Annotated in this window: 15 protein-coding genes; 4 read left to right on the top strand and 11 right to left on the bottom strand. The window is 35.8% G+C overall.

Annotation, left to right across the window (positions count from 1 at the left end; translation table 11 throughout):
- Positions 1-68 precede the first annotated feature (68 nt).
- The 3 genes from icd to BKP35_RS12785 all read right to left on the bottom strand — a co-directional run bounded on the left by icd (position 69) and on the right by BKP35_RS12785 (position 3,502).
- Entirely contained in the window at positions 69-1,340 is a 1,272-nt protein-coding gene (gene icd / locus BKP35_RS12795) for an NADP-dependent isocitrate dehydrogenase (RefSeq protein ID WP_071313748.1), read from the bottom strand.
- A gap of 182 nt (positions 1,341-1,522) precedes the next feature.
- Positions 1,523-2,638: a citrate synthase gene (citZ, locus tag BKP35_RS12790; RefSeq protein WP_071313747.1), complete on the bottom strand. Its 1,116-nt coding sequence runs from the start codon at positions 2,636-2,638 to the stop codon at positions 1,523-1,525.
- 390 nt (positions 2,639-3,028) lie between these two features.
- Complete coding sequence (locus BKP35_RS12785; RefSeq protein WP_071313746.1) at positions 3,029-3,502, bottom strand: DUF441 domain-containing protein; 474 nt, start codon at positions 3,500-3,502, stop codon at positions 3,029-3,031.
- Positions 3,503-4,094: 592 nt separating this feature from the next.
- On the opposite strand from BKP35_RS12785, the gene ytvI reads away from it, so the two are divergent.
- On the top strand, positions 4,095-5,207 hold the full coding sequence (ytvI, locus tag BKP35_RS12780; protein WP_071313745.1) for a sporulation integral membrane protein YtvI: 1,113 nt from the start codon (positions 4,095-4,097) through the stop codon (positions 5,205-5,207).
- A 290-nt stretch (positions 5,208-5,497) separates the two neighbouring features.
- Here ytvI and BKP35_RS12775 read toward each other — a convergent pair whose 3' ends face one another.
- The 8 genes from BKP35_RS12775 to BKP35_RS12740 form a co-directional block, all read right to left on the bottom strand.
- The gene (locus BKP35_RS12775; RefSeq protein ID WP_071313744.1) at positions 5,498-5,893 is read right to left on the bottom strand and encodes an FxsA family protein; all 396 of its coding nucleotides are present in this window, start codon (positions 5,891-5,893) and stop codon (positions 5,498-5,500) included.
- A 92-nt stretch (positions 5,894-5,985) separates the two neighbouring features.
- Positions 5,986-7,740 (bottom strand): pyruvate kinase, encoded by a 1,755-nt coding sequence (gene pyk, locus BKP35_RS12770; protein ID WP_071313743.1) that lies wholly within the window; start codon positions 7,738-7,740, stop codon positions 5,986-5,988.
- Between the two features lie 125 nt (positions 7,741-7,865).
- Positions 7,866-8,825, bottom strand: a complete 960-nt coding sequence (pfkA, locus tag BKP35_RS12765) for a 6-phosphofructokinase (RefSeq protein WP_071313742.1) — start codon at positions 8,823-8,825, stop codon at positions 7,866-7,868.
- 204 nt (positions 8,826-9,029) lie between these two features.
- On the bottom strand, positions 9,030-10,007 hold the full coding sequence (gene accA, locus BKP35_RS12760) for an acetyl-CoA carboxylase carboxyl transferase subunit alpha (RefSeq protein ID WP_071313741.1): 978 nt from the start codon (positions 10,005-10,007) through the stop codon (positions 9,030-9,032).
- A 17-nt stretch (positions 10,008-10,024) separates the two neighbouring features.
- Positions 10,025-10,879, bottom strand: a complete 855-nt coding sequence (gene accD, locus BKP35_RS12755; protein ID WP_071313740.1) for an acetyl-CoA carboxylase, carboxyltransferase subunit beta — start codon at positions 10,877-10,879, stop codon at positions 10,025-10,027.
- 97 nt (positions 10,880-10,976) lie between these two features.
- Positions 10,977-11,642: a FadR/GntR family transcriptional regulator gene (locus tag BKP35_RS12750; protein ID WP_084031640.1), complete on the bottom strand. Its 666-nt coding sequence runs from the start codon at positions 11,640-11,642 to the stop codon at positions 10,977-10,979.
- Positions 11,643-11,878: 236 nt separating this feature from the next.
- Positions 11,879-13,111, bottom strand: coding sequence for an NADP-dependent malic enzyme (gene ystJ / locus BKP35_RS12745; RefSeq protein WP_071313739.1), 1,233 nt, complete (start codon positions 13,109-13,111; stop codon positions 11,879-11,881).
- A 105-nt stretch (positions 13,112-13,216) separates the two neighbouring features.
- Positions 13,217-16,588, bottom strand: a complete 3,372-nt coding sequence (locus BKP35_RS12740) for a DNA polymerase III subunit alpha (protein ID WP_071313738.1) — start codon at positions 16,586-16,588, stop codon at positions 13,217-13,219.
- A gap of 235 nt (positions 16,589-16,823) precedes the next feature.
- Between BKP35_RS12740 and ytrH the strand changes: the two genes are divergently transcribed.
- The 3 genes from ytrH to BKP35_RS12725 all read left to right on the top strand — a co-directional run bounded on the left by ytrH (position 16,824) and on the right by BKP35_RS12725 (position 17,990).
- On the top strand, positions 16,824-17,150 hold the full coding sequence (ytrH, locus tag BKP35_RS12735; protein WP_071313737.1) for a sporulation membrane protein YtrH: 327 nt from the start codon (positions 16,824-16,826) through the stop codon (positions 17,148-17,150).
- A gap of 6 nt (positions 17,151-17,156) precedes the next feature.
- Positions 17,157-17,663 carry a sporulation membrane protein YtrI gene (ytrI, locus tag BKP35_RS12730; RefSeq protein ID WP_245741964.1) on the top strand — a complete coding sequence of 169 codons (507 nt, stop codon included), beginning with the start codon at positions 17,157-17,159 and terminating at the stop codon, positions 17,661-17,663.
- 138 nt (positions 17,664-17,801) lie between these two features.
- Complete coding sequence (locus BKP35_RS12725; RefSeq protein WP_071313736.1) at positions 17,802-17,990, top strand: YtzJ family protein; 189 nt, start codon at positions 17,802-17,804, stop codon at positions 17,988-17,990.
- Positions 17,991-18,123: the final 133 nt, after the last annotated feature.

Below are 18,123 nucleotides of genomic sequence, written 5' to 3'. Positions count from 1 at the left end.
ATCTAATAATGACAGAGTCTATACCCTATTTGAATCAGCCTATATTATTTTAGATTTCAATTAAGTTTTTAGTCCATGTTTTTAATTAATGCATCACCAAAACCTGAACATTTAACTTCTGTCGCCCCATCCATTAAACGTGCAAAGTCATAAGTTACTACTTTACTTCCGATTGTTTTGTCCATAGAACTCATAATTAAGTCAGCTGCTTCATTCCAACCTAAATGACGAAGCATTAACTCACCTGAAAGTAATACAGATGAAGGGTTAACTTTATCTAGTCCAGCGTATTTCGGAGCAGTACCATGTGTAGCTTCGAAAATTGCGTGTCCCGTCTCATAGTTGATGTTTGCTCCAGGAGCAATTCCAATTCCTCCAACTTGTGCAGCTAACGCATCTGATGCATAGTCACCATTTAAGTTCATTGTTGCAACTACATCAAAGTCTTTTGGACGTGTAAGAATTTGTTGTAAGAAGATATCTGCAATAACATCTTTAACAATAATCTTACCAGCTGCTTCTGCATCTGCTTGCGCTTTATTAGCAGCATCTTTTCCATCTTTTTCAACAATCTCATCATACTGAGCCCAAGTAAATACTTTATCACCAAATTCTTTTTCTGCTAATTCATAGCCCCAGTTTTTGAACGCTCCTTCAGTAAATTTCATAATATTACCTTTATGAACAAGCGTTACACTTTTACGTCCTTCTTTAATTGCATACTCAATGGCAGCACGAACTAAACGAGAAGTTCCTTCTTGTGATACAGGCTTAATACCAATACCAGAAGTTTCTGGGAAACGAATTTTTGTAGCACCCATTTCATCACGTAAGAACGCAATCAACTTTTTAACTTCAGGAGTTCCTTCTTCATACTCAATACCTGCATAAATATCTTCAGAGTTTTCACGGAAAATTACCGTGTCAGTATCTTCAGGTCTTTTAACCGGTGATGGTACACCAGTGAAGTAGCGAACTGGACGTAAGCAAGTATATAAATCTAGCTCTTGACGTAATGCTACGTTAAGAGAACGGAACCCACCACCGATTGGAGTAGTTAATGGACCTTTAATTGCAATAATATACTCACGCACTGCTTCTAATGTTTCTTCTGGAAGCCATTGTCCTGTTTGATCAAACGCCTTTTCACCTGCTAATATTTCTTTCCACTCAATTTTCTTTTCACCATTATATGCTTTTTCTACTGCAGCATCAATTACACGAGAAGCAGCAGCCCAAATGTCTGGTCCAATACCATCACCCTCGATGAAAGGGATCACCGGATTGTTCGGTACGTTTAAAACTCCACCTTGAACAGTAATTTTTTCGCCATTTGCCATTACTATTACCTCCTAAAAAATTCTTTTTTTCTTGTTTTAATTTATATATGTAATGGGAGAAGTGAAAAACAAGCATGATCTTTGGCGGCTTAATATTTTTATCTACAAGCTCCCCCTCCAACATCTATATGCTTTTCACTCCATATAATCTTTTAGTAGATTAATCTCCCCAACACATGTGATTAACGCTGGTCCATTGGTACATAAACTTGTTTATCAGGTCCGATATATTCCGCACGCGGCCTAATTAATCGGTTGTTACTAAATTGCTCTAAAATATGTGCAATCCATCCTGACATTCTACTAATTGCAAATATTGGTGTAAACAAGTCATGCTTAATTCCTAAACTATGATAAACACTAGCAGAATAGAAATCTACGTTAGGTAGTAAACCTTTTTCACGAGTTACAATATCATCAATTTTTATAGACATTTCATACCATTTTGTTTCACCAGTAATAGATGTCAATTGTTTCGACATTTCTCTTAAGTGCTTAGCACGAGGATCTCCGTCTTTATATACACGGTGACCGAAGCCCATGATTTTCACTTTATTATTTAATGCATTTGTAATATAAGGCTCAACATTATCAACTTCTCCAATTTCCATTAACATCGCCATAACTCTTTCGTTAGCTCCACCGTGTAGAGGACCTTTTAAGGCGCCAATTGCAGCAGTAACACCAGAATACATATCAGATAAAGTTGCGACACAAACACGAGCTGTAAATGTCGACGCATTTAATTCGTGGTCAGCGTGTAAAACTAACGCTTTATTAAAAGCATTTACTGAAATATCATCTGGCTCTTCTCCATTAAGCATGTAAAGGAAATTTGCAGCAAAACCTAAATCTTTACGAGGTGCAACTGGTTCTTTTCCTTCGCGAATTCGTGAAAACGCTGTCACTATTGTTTGTACTTGAGCTTGCAATTTAAGAGCTTTGCGCTTATTCGCTTCTTCAGATTGATCATCAGCCTCAGAGTCGTATAATCCTAAGTTTGAGATAGCTGTGCGTAGAGCAGCCATTGGGTGAACCTTCTCAATATCATACATCTTCATCTGGTCGATGACACCTTGAGGAACTTCCGCATAACTTGCTAAATCTTCAGTTAACTGATTTAATTCAGCCTCATTAGGAAGACGACCGTTCCATAAAAGGAAAATTACTTCCTCAAAGCTTGCATGATCTGCTAAATCATCAATGTTAAAACCATGATAAGTTAACACACCATCGATAATTGAACTTACGCTCGACGTTGTTGCAACAACACCTTCAAGACCACGAGTAGTACTCATTTTTCAACCTCTCCTTTACAAATAGAATGATTTTTAAAACAAACTTGTCATGCTTGAACGAAGAAGACAGTTCAAAAAGTCCTTACAGTAGTTGGTTGCCGACGACGAAAGTTAAATCTATTAATCTTTAACCCAATAGTACGGATTATAACTATAGTAAAATATTTATTTGTTCCCATTTGAACATAATTGTTCGGAATCGTCAGCAATATTTAGTAGTAATCTTTAGGCCTTTTTGAACCTACTCTTTTTTCATAAAACTTTTATGATGTTTAAAGAGTTTTCTAACTAATTTCAATTATAAACATTTTTCACAGTTTTGTGAACTTTAAATTTAAAAATAAATTCCGACTATTTTAATTCTTATGAAAACTTTCACTAGAATTATACTTAAGAGCCTAATGTGCTAAAAAACTCAACTAGCTTCATCGCCATATAAGCAATACCAGCTCCAATCAATGGACCAACTGCTACACCATTAAAAATAGCTACAGCTAAAATCGTCCCAAAAACTAGTGCTGCGGTAATATGCGGATCAGATTGTAATAACTCTACCCCATTTGCTGCAACAATAGCAACAAATATACCCGCACCTAACGCAATCCAAGCATATGTAGATTTCATCGCTTCAGTTAATTCTTTAAAGCCAATCTGTCCGGTGACTATTGGTACTAATACTGCAATTGTAATGATTGTAACTCCAATATTTATTCCTTTTTGTTGAATTATAGGAAATGCCTTTTCTCCTAATCCAATCCATTTAATAGCTAGAAGAGCTACTACTGCTACAACTAAAGATTGATTTTTGGCAATGATACCAATTAAAAGCAAAATTAGCATAAATGCAGTTGCTTGCGTAATCAAAAGGGATGCATCCTTCCTTGGTAGGCCGTACCATTTTTATATTATCATATAATTTGTAATTTATCCAACTTTCAATATATAATCTTGTCATTTTTTTGAAAGAATAATTATTCTTTTCGAATGTAACACAACGATAACAGGTCTAAAAAATGGATACAAGCCATAACTATTTAATAGAGTTAATAAAGTAAAACCTACTCGACTGGACATTTTCATACAAACCATCATGACGTCCTACTCGTCACCATCTAACATGGAAAAGTCGGGCGATTTTCTTCACTTCGCTGTGACCTTCTAACGAATCTCAGAGGCTCGTTCAGGGAAATCGCCCTCCTTTTTACATACAAAACGCTCATGACGGTAACCGTCACCAACTAATATGGAAAAGAACGAGCAATTTCCTTCTCTTCGCTGTAAACTTCTAACGAATTTTAGAGGCTCGTTCACGAAATTACTCGTTCTTTTTTCATACAAAATTCATGACACAATCGACACGAGGTAACATGTAAAAACGAGTTGTACCTTTCCAACTTTCAGCTTTCCAACTAACCAACTAGCTACTAACCAACAAATATATCGAAAGGAGAAAAATATGTCTTCTAATTACTTTCAGATATTAATGAGACTCCTTATCGTTTTATTGATATTCACTTCTGTTATTTTAATAGTTTTTCTTTTATTTAAGACTGCCTATCCATTTGCCATTGGTCTAGCGATAGCATTTTTAATAAATCCTTTCGTGAATTTCTTGCAAGAAAGACTCAATATAGTACGGTGGCTTGCTGTATCACTTATTTTACTTCTTTTAATTGCTTTAATTATCGGTACAATTACAATTATTATTTCAGAAATCATCATGGGAACAAATTATTTATCACAATCAGTCCCTTTTCATTTACAAACCATTATATTTGAAATGAAGGAAATATTTACAGGGAAAGTTATTCCTATTTACGAACAAATATCAGCAATGTTCTATTCTTTAGATAACGAACATCAAGCGACAATATTAGCTTACATTGAAACAATTACTGTTCAATTAACAACAAATTTAAGTAACACAACCCACTCTATATTAACAGGTATATCTGACTTTTTATTAGGATTACCGAACTTAGCTACTGTTATTATTTTTTCTTTATTAGCGACTTTTTTTATTAGTAAAGATTGGTATAAACTCGTTTTTCTATTTAGAAAGTGGGTACCTAATCTCATCGCCGAAAAAACAAAAGAAGTAACTGTTAGCTTGAAAAAAGCGTTTGTAGGCTTTATTTTTGCCCAGTTAACACTCATTTCTATTACATGTTTTATCGTTTTAGCTGGATTAATCTTTTTAAGAGTTGACTATCCAATAACTATTGCTTTGCTTATCGCATTCGTTGACTTACTTCCATATTTAGGAACAGGGTTGATTTTTATTCCGTGGATCTTGTACACATTTTTCTCTGGACAACTGTCACTGACGATCGGACTTTCCGTTCTTTACGGAATCGTCGTAGTTCAAAGGCAAATTATGGAACCAAAAATATTATCGTCAAACATTGGTGTCGACCCACTTGCAACTCTACTTTCTTTGTTTGTTGGTTATAAATTATTCGGATTTTTAGGATTATTAATCGGTCCAGTAGTCCTAGTCTTTATTCACGCCATTCATAAAGCTCACGTATTTCGCGATTTAAAAAATTGGTTATTTCAAACTCACTAATTTTCATACAAAACGCCCATGACGATTTATTCTCACCATCTAATATGGAAAAGAACGAGCAATTTCCCTCTCTTCGCTGTAAACTTCTAGCGAATTTTAGAGGCTCGTTCAGGAATTTACTCGTTCTTTTTTCATACAAAACTCTCATGACGGCAAATCCGTCAACAAAGCTACTGACCTCAATTACATCATGAGATACATCTTCCCAACAAACCACTAATTATCTTTTTGAATCAAAAAATGCTGAATAAAATCACGCTCTTAGTCGTGTTTTAATCAGCATTTTTGATTTAGCGTCTGTTAATAAAAATAATAGAGCCACTTTGGACCATTTGATTAAATATTTTTTGTAAAAATGCTTTTGCGATCGCGCGTGTATTCGGTAAGAGTAAAAAGAAACCAATCGCATCGGTAATAAAGCCAGGTGTTAGCAAGACAACTCCACCAACTAAAATACATAGACCATCTAAAAGAACTCCACTAGGAATTTGTCCTTGCTGTAATTGGAGTTGCGCAAGACGTATCGTCTGCAATCCTTCTTTTTTCGCTAACCAAGCTCCTAGTACCCCTGTTACAATGACCAATAATATCGTCCAGAGAACCCCAATCGTACTACCGGAAAGAATTAAAACTCCAATTTCTAAAGCAGGGACAATAATTAGTAATAAGATCAATATTTTTAACATACTTCCCTCCATTTTTAACCAACTAATCATCTTTCTCATAAAAAATGAGAAGGAATAACTTAATACCCCTTCTCATCTTCTTACCTATTTTATTATAAAATACTTGCATGTCCTTTGTAAATATTCCCGCGTGTCGCATCTACAGTAATTACTTCACCATCTGAAAATTGGTCTGTAGCATTGTGCGCACCTACAATTACAGGAACTCCTAAATTCAATCCTACTACTGCTGCGTGGCTCGTCAAACCACCTTCTTCAGTAATTACTGCTGAAGCTTTTTCGAATGCTTCCATCATATCTTTATCAGTGCCGACAGTAACTAAAACCGCACCATCTTCCATTTTTGCTAAAGCATCACTAGCAGTTTTTGCAACAATCACCTTACCTGTTGCAGCTTTACGTCCAATCCCTTGTCCTTTTGCAACTACTTCACTAATTACGTGAACTTTCATTAAGTTAGTTGTGCCTGTTTCACCTACAGGTACCCCTGCTGTTATAACAATTAAATCTCCATGAGCGATAAATTCTGTTTTAACAGCTTCTTGCACAGCAATTTCTAACATTTCGTCAGTTGAATTAGCTTTTGTTCCTAATTGAGAATAAACTCCCCAAGCTAGGGAAAGTTTGCGACAAACTTCTTCTGAATGTGTAACAGCAACAATCGGTGATTTCGGACGATATTTAGAAATCATTCTTGCTGTATGTCCACTTTCAGTAGCGGTAACAAGTGCAGATGCTTCCAAGTTTAAAGCAGTGTGAGCTACAGATTGGCTAATTGCATCTGTAATTGTTTTTTGGCTTTCTCTTCCTCTTTTCTTAAGCAAATCTTCATATTTTAATGCAGATTCCGTGCGAATAGCAATATTATTCATTGTTTGGACAGACTCAACAGGATAATCCCCTGCAGCCGTTTCCCCTGATAACATAATCGCATCTGTTCCATCAAAGATAGCGTTAGCTACATCACTTGCTTCAGCACGTGTTGGACGAGGATTGCGTTGCATTGAATCTAACATTTGCGTTGCTGTAATAACTGGCTTCCCTAAAGCATTACATTTTTTAATTAACGATTTTTGAACTAATGGTACTTCTTCTGCTGGAATTTCAACTCCTAAGTCACCACGTGCCACCATTAATCCATCTGAAACTTCAAGAATTTCATCAATATTATCGACACCTTCTTGATTTTCGATTTTCGGAATAATATGAATATCAGGAGAACCATGATTTTCTAATAATTCACGAATTTCTAAAACGTCAGAAGCACGACGAACAAATGAAGCAGCGATGAAATCTACTCCTTGTTCGATACCAAAACGAATGTCATTTGCATCTTTTTCAGTGATACCAGGTAAATTTACACTTACGTTCGGTACGTTCACACCTTTTTTGTTTTTAATGGTTCCGCTATTTAATATTTTTGTTCTTAACTCATTATCACCAATTTCAATCACTTCTAATTCAATAAGACCGTCATCTAGTAAGATTTTAGACCCAACTTTAACATCATTAACTAACCCTGAGTATGTGATAGAGAATTTTTCAGCAGTTCCTACAACTTCGTCCATCGATATAGTAACTTCATTACCTGAAACCAACTCTGCTACACCATTCTCAAAATTATTTGTACGAATTTCCGGGCCTTTCGTATCAAGTAAAATCGCAACGTATTTTCCTGCTTTCGCAGCTGCTTCTCTAATGGACTTTATGCGTGCTCCGTGCTCTTCATAATCACCATGGGAAAAGTTTAGTCGAGCTACATTCATTCCTGCTTCGATTAAATTGTTTAATTTCTCAATACTTTCACTTGCTGGTCCAATAGTACATACTATTTTCGTTTTTCTCATTATATATATTCCTCCTAGTTCCATTCAACTTAATAAATGTTTTACTTTATCGAATAATAAATGTTTAATTATTGTTGCCAATCGTTATAAAGTATGTCATAATCGAAAAATAAAGTGTATATTTACTAAATAGATAGTTCTTTTGACAATTGATACATTCTTTGGTCAACCGCATGTTTTTTGGCTAAAGCATCGTCAATATCATGAGAAACGAGCTCATTGCTCTCAATTCCAACCATTTTACCTGCTTGACCTTCAAGTAGCAGTTCCACTGCTTTTGCGCCCAAACGGCTTGCTAACACACGATCTGCTGCTGTAGGAGAACCACCGCGTTGGATATGACCTAATACAGTAACTCGCGTCTCTAATTTCGTTTGTTCTTGAATTTCTTTTCCGATGTCGATACCACTACCAACACCTTCGGCTACGATAATGATACTATGCTTTTTCCCACGTGCATGTCCACGCTTTAGACGAGCTATAACATCATCCATTTCATAATTCTCTTCTGGAATTAAAATTGTTTCAGCACCGTCTGCTAACCCTGCCCAAAGTGCGAGATCACCGGCGTCACGTCCCATTACTTCAATTACATATGTACGTTCATGAGATGTTGCAGTGTCGCGAATTTTATCAATTGCTTCAATAATTGTGTTTAATGCTGTATCGAAACCAATTGTAAAGTCTGTTCCTGGGATATCATTGTCAATTGTTCCTGGAACCCCTACGCACGGAAAGCCGTGTTCTGTTAATTTTTTCGCTCCTTGGAACGAACCATCACCACCGATAACAACCAATCCTTCAATACCAAATTTATTTAACTGCTCGATTGCTTTCTTCTGCCCTTCTATAGTTTTAAACTCTTCACAACGTGCCGTGTAAAGCATCGTCCCACCACGGTGAATAATATCACCTACTGAGCCGATTTCAAGTTTCTCAATTTGACCTGAAATTAGACCTGCATATCCGTAATAAACTCCGAATATTTCCACATCGTGATAAATAGCTTTTCGAACAACCGCTCGAATTGCCGCATTCATTCCAGGAGAATCTCCTCCACTAGTTAATACGCCGATTCGTTTCATTTTTTAAGTTCACCTCATCACAAATTTAAACATATCCTAGTATTAGTTAATTTACTAATTATCATAAAACCATTCATTAGATTTCTAAACACTATTACTAGTATTTTCATCACTCGTATTAAAATACCACTTCTGTTTAAGAAAAACAATATAGTAAAATGGACAAACAAAAAGCCTTCTCTATATTTAGAGAAAGCAAATTCCTTATTTTATAGTGATGGTATCGTTTACAAGGCCATACTCACCAATTTTTTTAAATTTTTCGTAACGATGCTCGATTAGTTCATTTTCAGAAAATTCCGATAGATCAGCTAACGATTTTTCGAGCACTTTTTCAATCGCAACAGCTTGTTTTTCGATGTCACGATGTGCTCCTCCTCTTACTTCTGGAATAATCTCATCAATTACGTTAAGTTCTTTTAAATCAGGTGCAGTAATCCGCATTGTTTCAGCTGCTCGCTTTGCTAAGCTTGCATCTTTCCATAATAACGCAGCTGCTCCTTCTGGTGAAATCACTGAATATGTAGAATTTTCTAACATGTGAATATAATTTCCAACACCTAACGCTAATGCTCCGCCACTGCCACCTTCACCGATAACAATACAAATAATCGGAACAGTAATTCCAGCCATTTCTAATAAGTTTTTAGCAATCGCTTCACTCTGTCCTCTTTCTTCTGCTGCCTTTCCAGGATACGCCCCTTTTGTATCGATAAAGCAAATAATCGGTCTGTGAAACTTTTCTGCTTGTTTCATAAGGCGTAAAGCTTTACGATACCCTTCTGGATGCGGCATTCCAAAATTACGGCGAATATTCTCCTTCGTATCTTTACCACGCTGATGACCTATAACTGTGACAGCTGTACCTTGGAATTTTGCAATCCCCGCTACAATCGCCTCGTCATCACCATAGTACCTGTCACCATGTAATTCTATGAAGTCAGTAAACAAATGTGAAATATAGTCTAATGTTGTTGGCCTTTCACTATGGCGGGCAATTTGTACTCGATCCCACGGTTGTATGTTGCCGTATATATCATTTTCAAGCTGCTCTAAGCGCTCCTCTAACTTTGTAATTTCTCCAGTTAAGTCAATACCCTTTTCTTCTGTGAATTTTTTCAATTCCTCAATCTTTGTTTTTAATTCTATTATAGGTTTTTCAAAAGGTAATTCATTTGCCATCACTAGACACCTCCTTTTTATGACAAAACTTCACGATGAATATCTAAAATCGTGGTTAATGTATCTTTCATATCTAATCGTGAGATTACTTTATCTAATTGGCCATGTTTTAATAGAAATTCTGCTGTTTGGAAATCGTCTGGCAAGTCTTGGCGAATCGTTTGTTCAATAATCCTTCTACCAGCAAAGCCTATTAACGCACCAGGTTCAGCAAAATTATAATCACCTAAAGAAGCAAAACTTGCAGAAACCCCCCCAGTTGTTGGATGAGTCATTATCGAAATAAATAATCCTCCATGATTACTTAACTTCTTTAGTGCCGCACTTGTCTTTGCCATTTGCATTAAACTAAGTACCCCTTCTTGCATTCTCGCACCACCTGATGCTGAAAAAAGAATGAAAGGTGCTTTTAATTCAATTGCCTTCTCAATAGCTCTCGTAATTTTTTCACCTACAACTGACCCCATACTTCCCATTCTAAACCTAGCATCCATTACCGCAATCACAACTGGCATGTTTTCCATTTCAGCTTGTCCAGTGACAATCGCTTCGTTTAACCCTGTTTTCTCACGATCTTTATTGGTTTTTTCAACATACGTAGGGAATGATAACGGATCTTGCGAAATCATATTACTATTAAATTCCTTAAAACTTCCTTCATCAACTAAGGTATCTATTCTTTCATGAGCTGTCATACGATGATGATAACCACAAGAGTCACAAACATATAAATTTTTCTTTAGTTCTTTTGTATACATAATCGTTTTACAACTAGGACATTTCGTCATTAAACCTTCTGGAACGTCCATTTTTGCTTGATCCGATGGGATCGTAGCATATTTCTTTTTCTTAGAGAATAAATCCTTTAACATAGTAACACCTCTCTTGTGGACAATTTTGCATAAAGCATACCATATAAAATTCAACAGATTCAAGGAAAACTCTACAACGAATAGTTGCAAATTCCCTTTAAAAACGACTATTTTTGAGATGATTCTTCAATGCATTAATGGCACATTCTTCATTTCTATTTTGTAGAGCGACATATATTTTTTCATGTTCTGCAATTGATTGCTCTGGTCTACCTTCCCTTGACAAGGATTCCCTTAATGCAACCTTACTATACTCAACAAGTGAAATCCATATATTAAGAAGTAGCCGATTTTGACAAGCTTCAACAATCGTTTTATGAAAAGAATAATCTTCTTCTACCGGAAAGCACCCCTGTTGCCAACTAATCTTAGATTTTTCGATGAGTTCTGCGAGTCTTTTCAATTGCTCTTCATCAATTCTTTCACATGCAAGCCTTAAAGCTTCGACTTCAACAATCTTTCTCGTCTCAGCTAAATCACTTTTTGCCTTTTTTTCTCTTAAAAAAAAGCTCGCTAGCACTTCGACTAGACGATGCCCACCAACCGTTTTTATAAATGTCCCTTCACCGCGACGGGTTTCTATTAAATCTAGTAACTCTAAAGATCTTAATGCTTCTCTAACCGAGGAACGACCAACATTTAAGCGTTCTGATAATTCCCTTTCAGATGGAAGCTTGTCTCCAGCTTTTAAGTTATCTTCTTGAATGATGTGGTTTAATTCACGGATAATTTCAATATATACCTTATCCTGCTGTGATGACACAATAATCACCACCTTTTCTCTCTAAAATTAGATAGAGTTCAGAGTATAGAGTTTTTAACAATGCAGAAATATGTGGTAGGAACTCTCGACTCCGAACTCAGTATTTTTTTATGTTTAATTTTTTTTAATTGTATAGTTTGAAATTTGAGTTTTGAGTTGGTGTGGGTATTGCTTCGAAGTCAATCTATAGTATGTGAATTATTCACATTCAACTCTTAACTCTTAATTCTTAACTACTACTCAATATTAGTAAGTTTTCTTGTTTTTGCTTCTATGTCGTCAGGATTTACTTCGCGTCTAGCTACTCCTGTTTCCATTGCCGCTTTTGCTACTCCTTTAGCTACAGCTGGCGCAACTCGTGGATCGAACGGCGCAGGGACAACATAATCAGCATGAAGTTCATCATCTGATACTAAGCTGGCAATTGCTTCAACCGCTGCAATCTTCATCTCTTCGTTAATTGTTGTAGCGTGAACATCTAGAGCACCACGGAAAATACCAGGGAATGCTAAAACATTGTTAATTTGGTTCGGAAAGTCTGAACGTCCAGTACCAATTACACTAGCTCCTGCTTCTTTTGCATCTTCAGGCATAATCTCAGGAACCGGATTAGCCATAGGGAAAATAATCGGATCTGCATTCATCGTTTGAACCATTTCTTTCGTTAATGCACCTTCAACAGATACACCTACGAATACATCTGTTCCTTTAATCACATCTTCTAGGGAACCTTGTAGTTTTTCACGGTTCGTTACTTTAGCAATTTCATCTTTAATTGGGTTCATACCAACCGGACGACCTTCATAAATTGCACCTTTTGTATCACAAAGAATTACATCTTTTACACCCATACGTTGCATTAACTTAACACAAGCAATCCCAGCCGCACCAGCACCGTTTGCTACTACTTTAACTTCTGAAATTGATTTTCCTGTTAATTTTAATGCATTTAATAATCCAGCTGCAGTTACAATTGCAGTTCCATGTTGATCATCATGGAAAATAGGGATATTACATTCTTTCTTTAAGCGCTCTTCAATAACGAAACAATTTGGCGCAGCAATATCTTCTAGGTTAATTCCACCGAAAGTTGGCTCAAGAAGCTTTACAGTTTCAATAATTTTCTCAACATCAGTTGTTGCTAAACAAATTGGGAAAGAATCTACTCCAGCAAATGATTTAAATAATAGTGACTTTCCTTCCATAACTGGAAGCGCCGCTTCTGGTCCAATATTTCCTAAACCAAGTACAGCTGTACCATCAGAAACAACGGCAACCATGTTTCCTTTCATCGTGTACTCAAAAACATTGCTAACATCATCATGAATTTCTTTACACGGCTCTGCTACTCCTGGTGAGTAAGCTAAACTTAAATCTTGCGCATTGCGTACAGGAACTTTTGAAACAGTTTCTAACTTCCCTTTGTTTACTCGATGCATATGTAATGCTTCTTCTCTTAATGTTGCCATAATACTCCACTCTCCCCTAATAGTGATTAATAACCTGGTAAAAAAGTGGTCTGACCACTCTTTCTCTTTTATTATAACAGATGTTTCCTTCGTGTACAGTGTTAGTTAACTTTTTATTACAACATTTTGTTTTCCTAATATGTTACATAACGCCTCTAAGCATTGGTTTGACCCACTTACGCTAAAGTCATCAGATAACTCAATATACCTACGTTCAGCCTCATAAAATAGTATAACCTTTATCTGACCTGAATATTTTTTCAGAATATTTTTCAGTTGAGATAATTGTTCATTAGAAGCGTGACTTTGAGTAATTTTTAAATATAAGATTTGTTGCTTATCAGCTGGTTTTTTCTTAACTTCTTTAACATCCGTTAACTTTTCGGCGATCAGTTGTTTCCGGCCTTTTGATAATTCTAGTCTACCGACAAGAAAAATTAATGCACCTTCATTTATAGTTTGGTAATATTCACGATAAATTTTTGGAAAGACAGTAATATCGATCTCGCCACTTTCATCACTTATCTTTAAAAAAGCCATTTGTTCGCCCTTTTTCGTTTTTATGACTCTGACACTTTCAACTAGACCTCCGAGACGGACAGCACTTTTCTCTTCATCTAAAAGTGCACTTGACACTTTAGTTCTTTGGTGAGATTCAAGTACATCCAAATAACCTTCAATCGGATGGCTTGAAACATAAAACCCTAACACTTCCTTCTCGAAATATAGCTTTTCAGGTTCTTTAAACGGAGGAACTTGAACAAAACTTGGTTTTACAATTTCATCTTTGAAAAGAGCTGTTTGCCCATTTTCATCGATTTCTTTTACTTTTTCACCATACTCTAGCGCATAATCTAACGTAGCTAGTAAACCCGCCCTATGGTGTCCTAATTCATCAAAGCACCCTGCTGCTACTAATGCCTCTAGTGTTCGACGATTCATTTGTTTACTTTTCATACGCGCACAAAACTCAAAGATATCTTTAAAGGGGCCTTTCTTGTTTCTTTCTAAAACAATTTCTTCAATCACTTTTGCCCCGACATTTTTTAGTGACGCTAACCCAAAATTTATTTTCTTATTTTCGGCAATCGTAAAATAAGCTGCACTATTATTGATCGATGGCTTTAGCACATCGATACCTCTTTGCTTTGCATCAACCATGTATTGTTTAACTTTTTGCTGTCCACCGATTGCATTCGATAAAAGAGCAGCAAAGAAAGCAGTTGGATAATTCGCTTTTAAATAAGCAAGTTGATAAGCAATCACGCTATACGCGACTGAGTGACTGCGGTTAAATCCGTAATTGGCAAAACGAACGATTAAGTCATAAACGTCGGTAGCGACATTTTGAGCATAGCCACGTGCTAGACACCCGCTCACAAACTTCGAGCGCTCCCCTTCTAACGTATCTAACTTCTTCTTACTGACTGCTCTTCGTAATATATCTGCTTCTCCGAGTGAAAACCCCGCTAATTTAGAGGCAATTTGCATAATCTGTTCTTGGTATACGATCACTCCATACGTTTTTTCTAGAATCGGCTTTAAATCTTCATGAACATAAGAAACTTTTCTTTTTTTATGTTTTCCAGCAATGTATAAAGGGATGTTCTCCATCGGCCCTGGTCGATACAAGGCATTGACTGCAACAATATCTTCAAACTCAGTCGGCTTCAAGTCGGAAAGAACTCGTTTCATTCCTGGGGATTCAAGCTGAAACACTCCTGTCGTATCACCTTTGCTTAACAATTGAAATGTTTTTTCATCGTTAAAGGGAATTCGATTCAGATCAATTCTCTTATCTTCGTCTTGAACAATGTGATTAATAATTTCTTCAATAAACGATAGATTCCTTAAACCAAGGAAATCCATCTTTAATAAACCGAGTTCTTCTAACGTGTTCATCGGATATTGGGTTAACAATACATCGTAATGCCCCTCTTGTAATGGAACATTGTTCGTTAAAGGTTGTTCGCTAATAACAATACCAGCCGCGTGGGTGGAGGCGTGACGGGGAATTCCTTCTACTCTTTTGGCAAGTTGAAACCAATTTTTCACTTCTTCATCAGCTTTAATTTGTGATTTTAACGAAGGAGTTTCTCGAACAACTTCCTCAATTGTAATATTAGGTCTCGAGGTAATTTGCTTAGCAACTACATCAATCTTTTTTAAAGGAATACCAATGACTTTGCCCACGTCTCTTAAGGCTGCCTTTGCCGCTAATGTTCCGAACGTAATAATTTGGGCGACATGATTTTTCCCGTATTTTTCAAAAACATATTGAATCACTTCTTCACGTCTTGTATCCGGAAAATCGATATCAATATCTGGCATCGTAATACGTTCAGGGTTTAAAAACCTTTCAAATAATAAGTCATACTTTATCGGATCAACATTTGTAATATTTAATACGTATGCGACAAGCGACCCAGCCGCCGAACCACGACCAGGACCTGTAACCATTTGGTGATCATGGGCAAATTTCATAAAGTCCCAGACAATTAAGAAATAGTCGTTAAAGTTCATCTTGTCAATAACTTCAAGCTCATAGCGTAGCCTTGCTTCAATATCATTAGAGATATGGTTATACCGTTGTTTTAACCCTTGATAACATATTTTTTCTAATGTTTGTTTCGCATGTTCATCCTCTGGCAATGGATATTTAGGTAATGTTTGCCCCCCGAAACTTATTTCAACGTTACAACTATTTGCAATAAATTCAGCATTCGCTATGCTTTGTGGTACATGTTTGAACAATTCGTACATGTCTTCTTTTGACTTTAAGTAATATTCTTCAGTACTAAAAGCACTTTTTAGCTCTTTTAATGTTGTACCTTCGTCAATAGCTAATAAACATTTATGTGCAATTGCATCTTTTTTGTCGACATACATCACTTGATTCGTAGCCACTAATTTAAGCTCTTGTTTTTTTGATAGCTGAAGTAATTGTAAATTTAGTTCCTTTTCTTCCGCTAAAAAATGATCTTGAATTCCCACATAAAAGTTAGAAGGAAAGGACAGTTCATATTCTTTTACTTTTTTTATCGCTAACTGTGTTGAACCTTCGGCTAACAGTTGTTGAATTTCTCCTTTATATGGCGAACTAATGGCAATGAGATCTTCACAATAGGCGAATAAATGCTTTTTCTGAACTTGTTTCGTATTAGTCGTTGGTAAGATTTGAGCGACACTACTTAGTTTCAGTAAGTTTTGATATCCTTTTAATGTTTTAGCTAATAATATCAACCTTGTTTCTCTACCGTCATCCCCTACTACTGAAAGTTCAAGACCAATAATCGGTTTGATACCAGCGTTTTTACACGCTTTATAAAAAGGTATAACTCCATACATTACATTTTGGTCCGTAATGGCTAGGGCAGAAAATTGTAGTTCTTTAGCTCTTTGGACAAGTGTATCAATTTTTGCTGCACTTTTTAAAAGGCTATATTCCGTATTGATATGTAAATGAGCAAACCCCACTACAGTTCCCCCCTCTTTTTCAGAACATACGATCCTTATCTATTGTTTATTTTACATGAAAAGCGAGTTAATTTAAAACATAAGAATATCACAGTGCTTTGTCCCATAAATATTAGTATTGGAATTTTATATTCAAATTTATAATTTATAGTTGTCTCTTTAAGAGATACTACGAAGCTTCTTTTTTTTACAATTTCACATTTTTAATTTTATATTAATTAGAGGAGAGACATATATGGATAAAGAATTTATCGCAACGTTAGTTATGAATTTCTTTGTTGCTTTCGGAGTCGTTATTGGTGGTGCGATCATTGGTGGTATTGGAGCTTTTCTTATTGGTAAGCCACCTCTTTCTACAATAAGTGACCTTGCAGCAGGTTTAAAAATATGGGCATTAGTCGCAGCCATTGGCGGAACTTTTGATGCGATTTATAGTATCGAACGCGGGATTTATGATGGTTCCCATATCGATATTGCGAAAACATTATTTATGATTTTCGTTGCATTATCAGGAGCCCACTCAGGCGGTGTGCTAATCCAATGGATGACTCAGGAGGCCTAATTTGCAATGATGAGAATTCCACCTTACTATAAAAAACCAGGATGGCAACGATTTTTCTCTGGGATGATTATCGGGATGTTAATCGGTTGGTTCTTTTTCATCTACCAATTTGGAATTGTGCAAGAAAAATTAGTTAATGAAATTAAAAAACAAGAAATAACAATAAACGATCAAAAAGATACAATCGAAATTTTAAGAAGTGATCAAGATGAACTAAACAAAGAAAACCAAAGAAAGCTAACGATTCAAGAAATAAAGGTATATTTTAAAAATGATAAAGAATTAAAACTAAGTGAATTGTCGATCCACGAACTTCGTAGCAAAGTTGAAAACGAGCTTAAAGCAATAAAAAATAAAAACATTGAAACTGTTGCTAATACGAAAGAGCTCTTATATCAAACGTTAGAAAATACTACATACGAAGTTAACGACAAGAAATATCAAGTAACAGTAAAGGATGTCTGGGCATATACAACATTAGAAGTATTCGTAGAAATCCGTCTCGCTAATTGAGTGAAACTCATTAAATTAACAAATATTAAAATCTAACAAATTTCCGAAAAATTGTAATGAACAAGCTACCTTTTTTACGAATTACTATATAATGATAAAGAAGCAAAATACTATATTGATAAAGGAGGAGTTTTTAAGATGATTATTAGCCGTAGAAAACTCGCGAGACTAAAAGTAGAGCGAATTAAAGCAGGATACTCCGCCTTTACTGATTCCCAAGAAGTTGCCTCATACATTAAAAAAGAATTAGCGAAAAGCGGGATCCCAGTGTTTGAGGATGCGACAAATTTAGGTTATTGGTTTATCCCACAAAAAAAAGTAATGTAGGGACTATCCCATAAGTGTCTGACACCATGTAGAACAAACTTTCTAAATATAAACATATTACATTTATAATTCGTCTATATTTGCCGACTAACGGTGTCTGACACTGCTATTGGGATAGCCCTTTACATTACTT

It is taken from the genome of Anaerobacillus arseniciselenatis (assembly GCF_001865995.1).
GTDB classification, from domain to species: Bacteria; Bacillota; Bacilli; order Bacillales; family Anaerobacillaceae; genus Anaerobacillus; species Anaerobacillus arseniciselenatis.
Note: the sequence above shows the minus strand (reverse complement) of the source record. Positions and strands in the feature narration are given on the sequence as shown.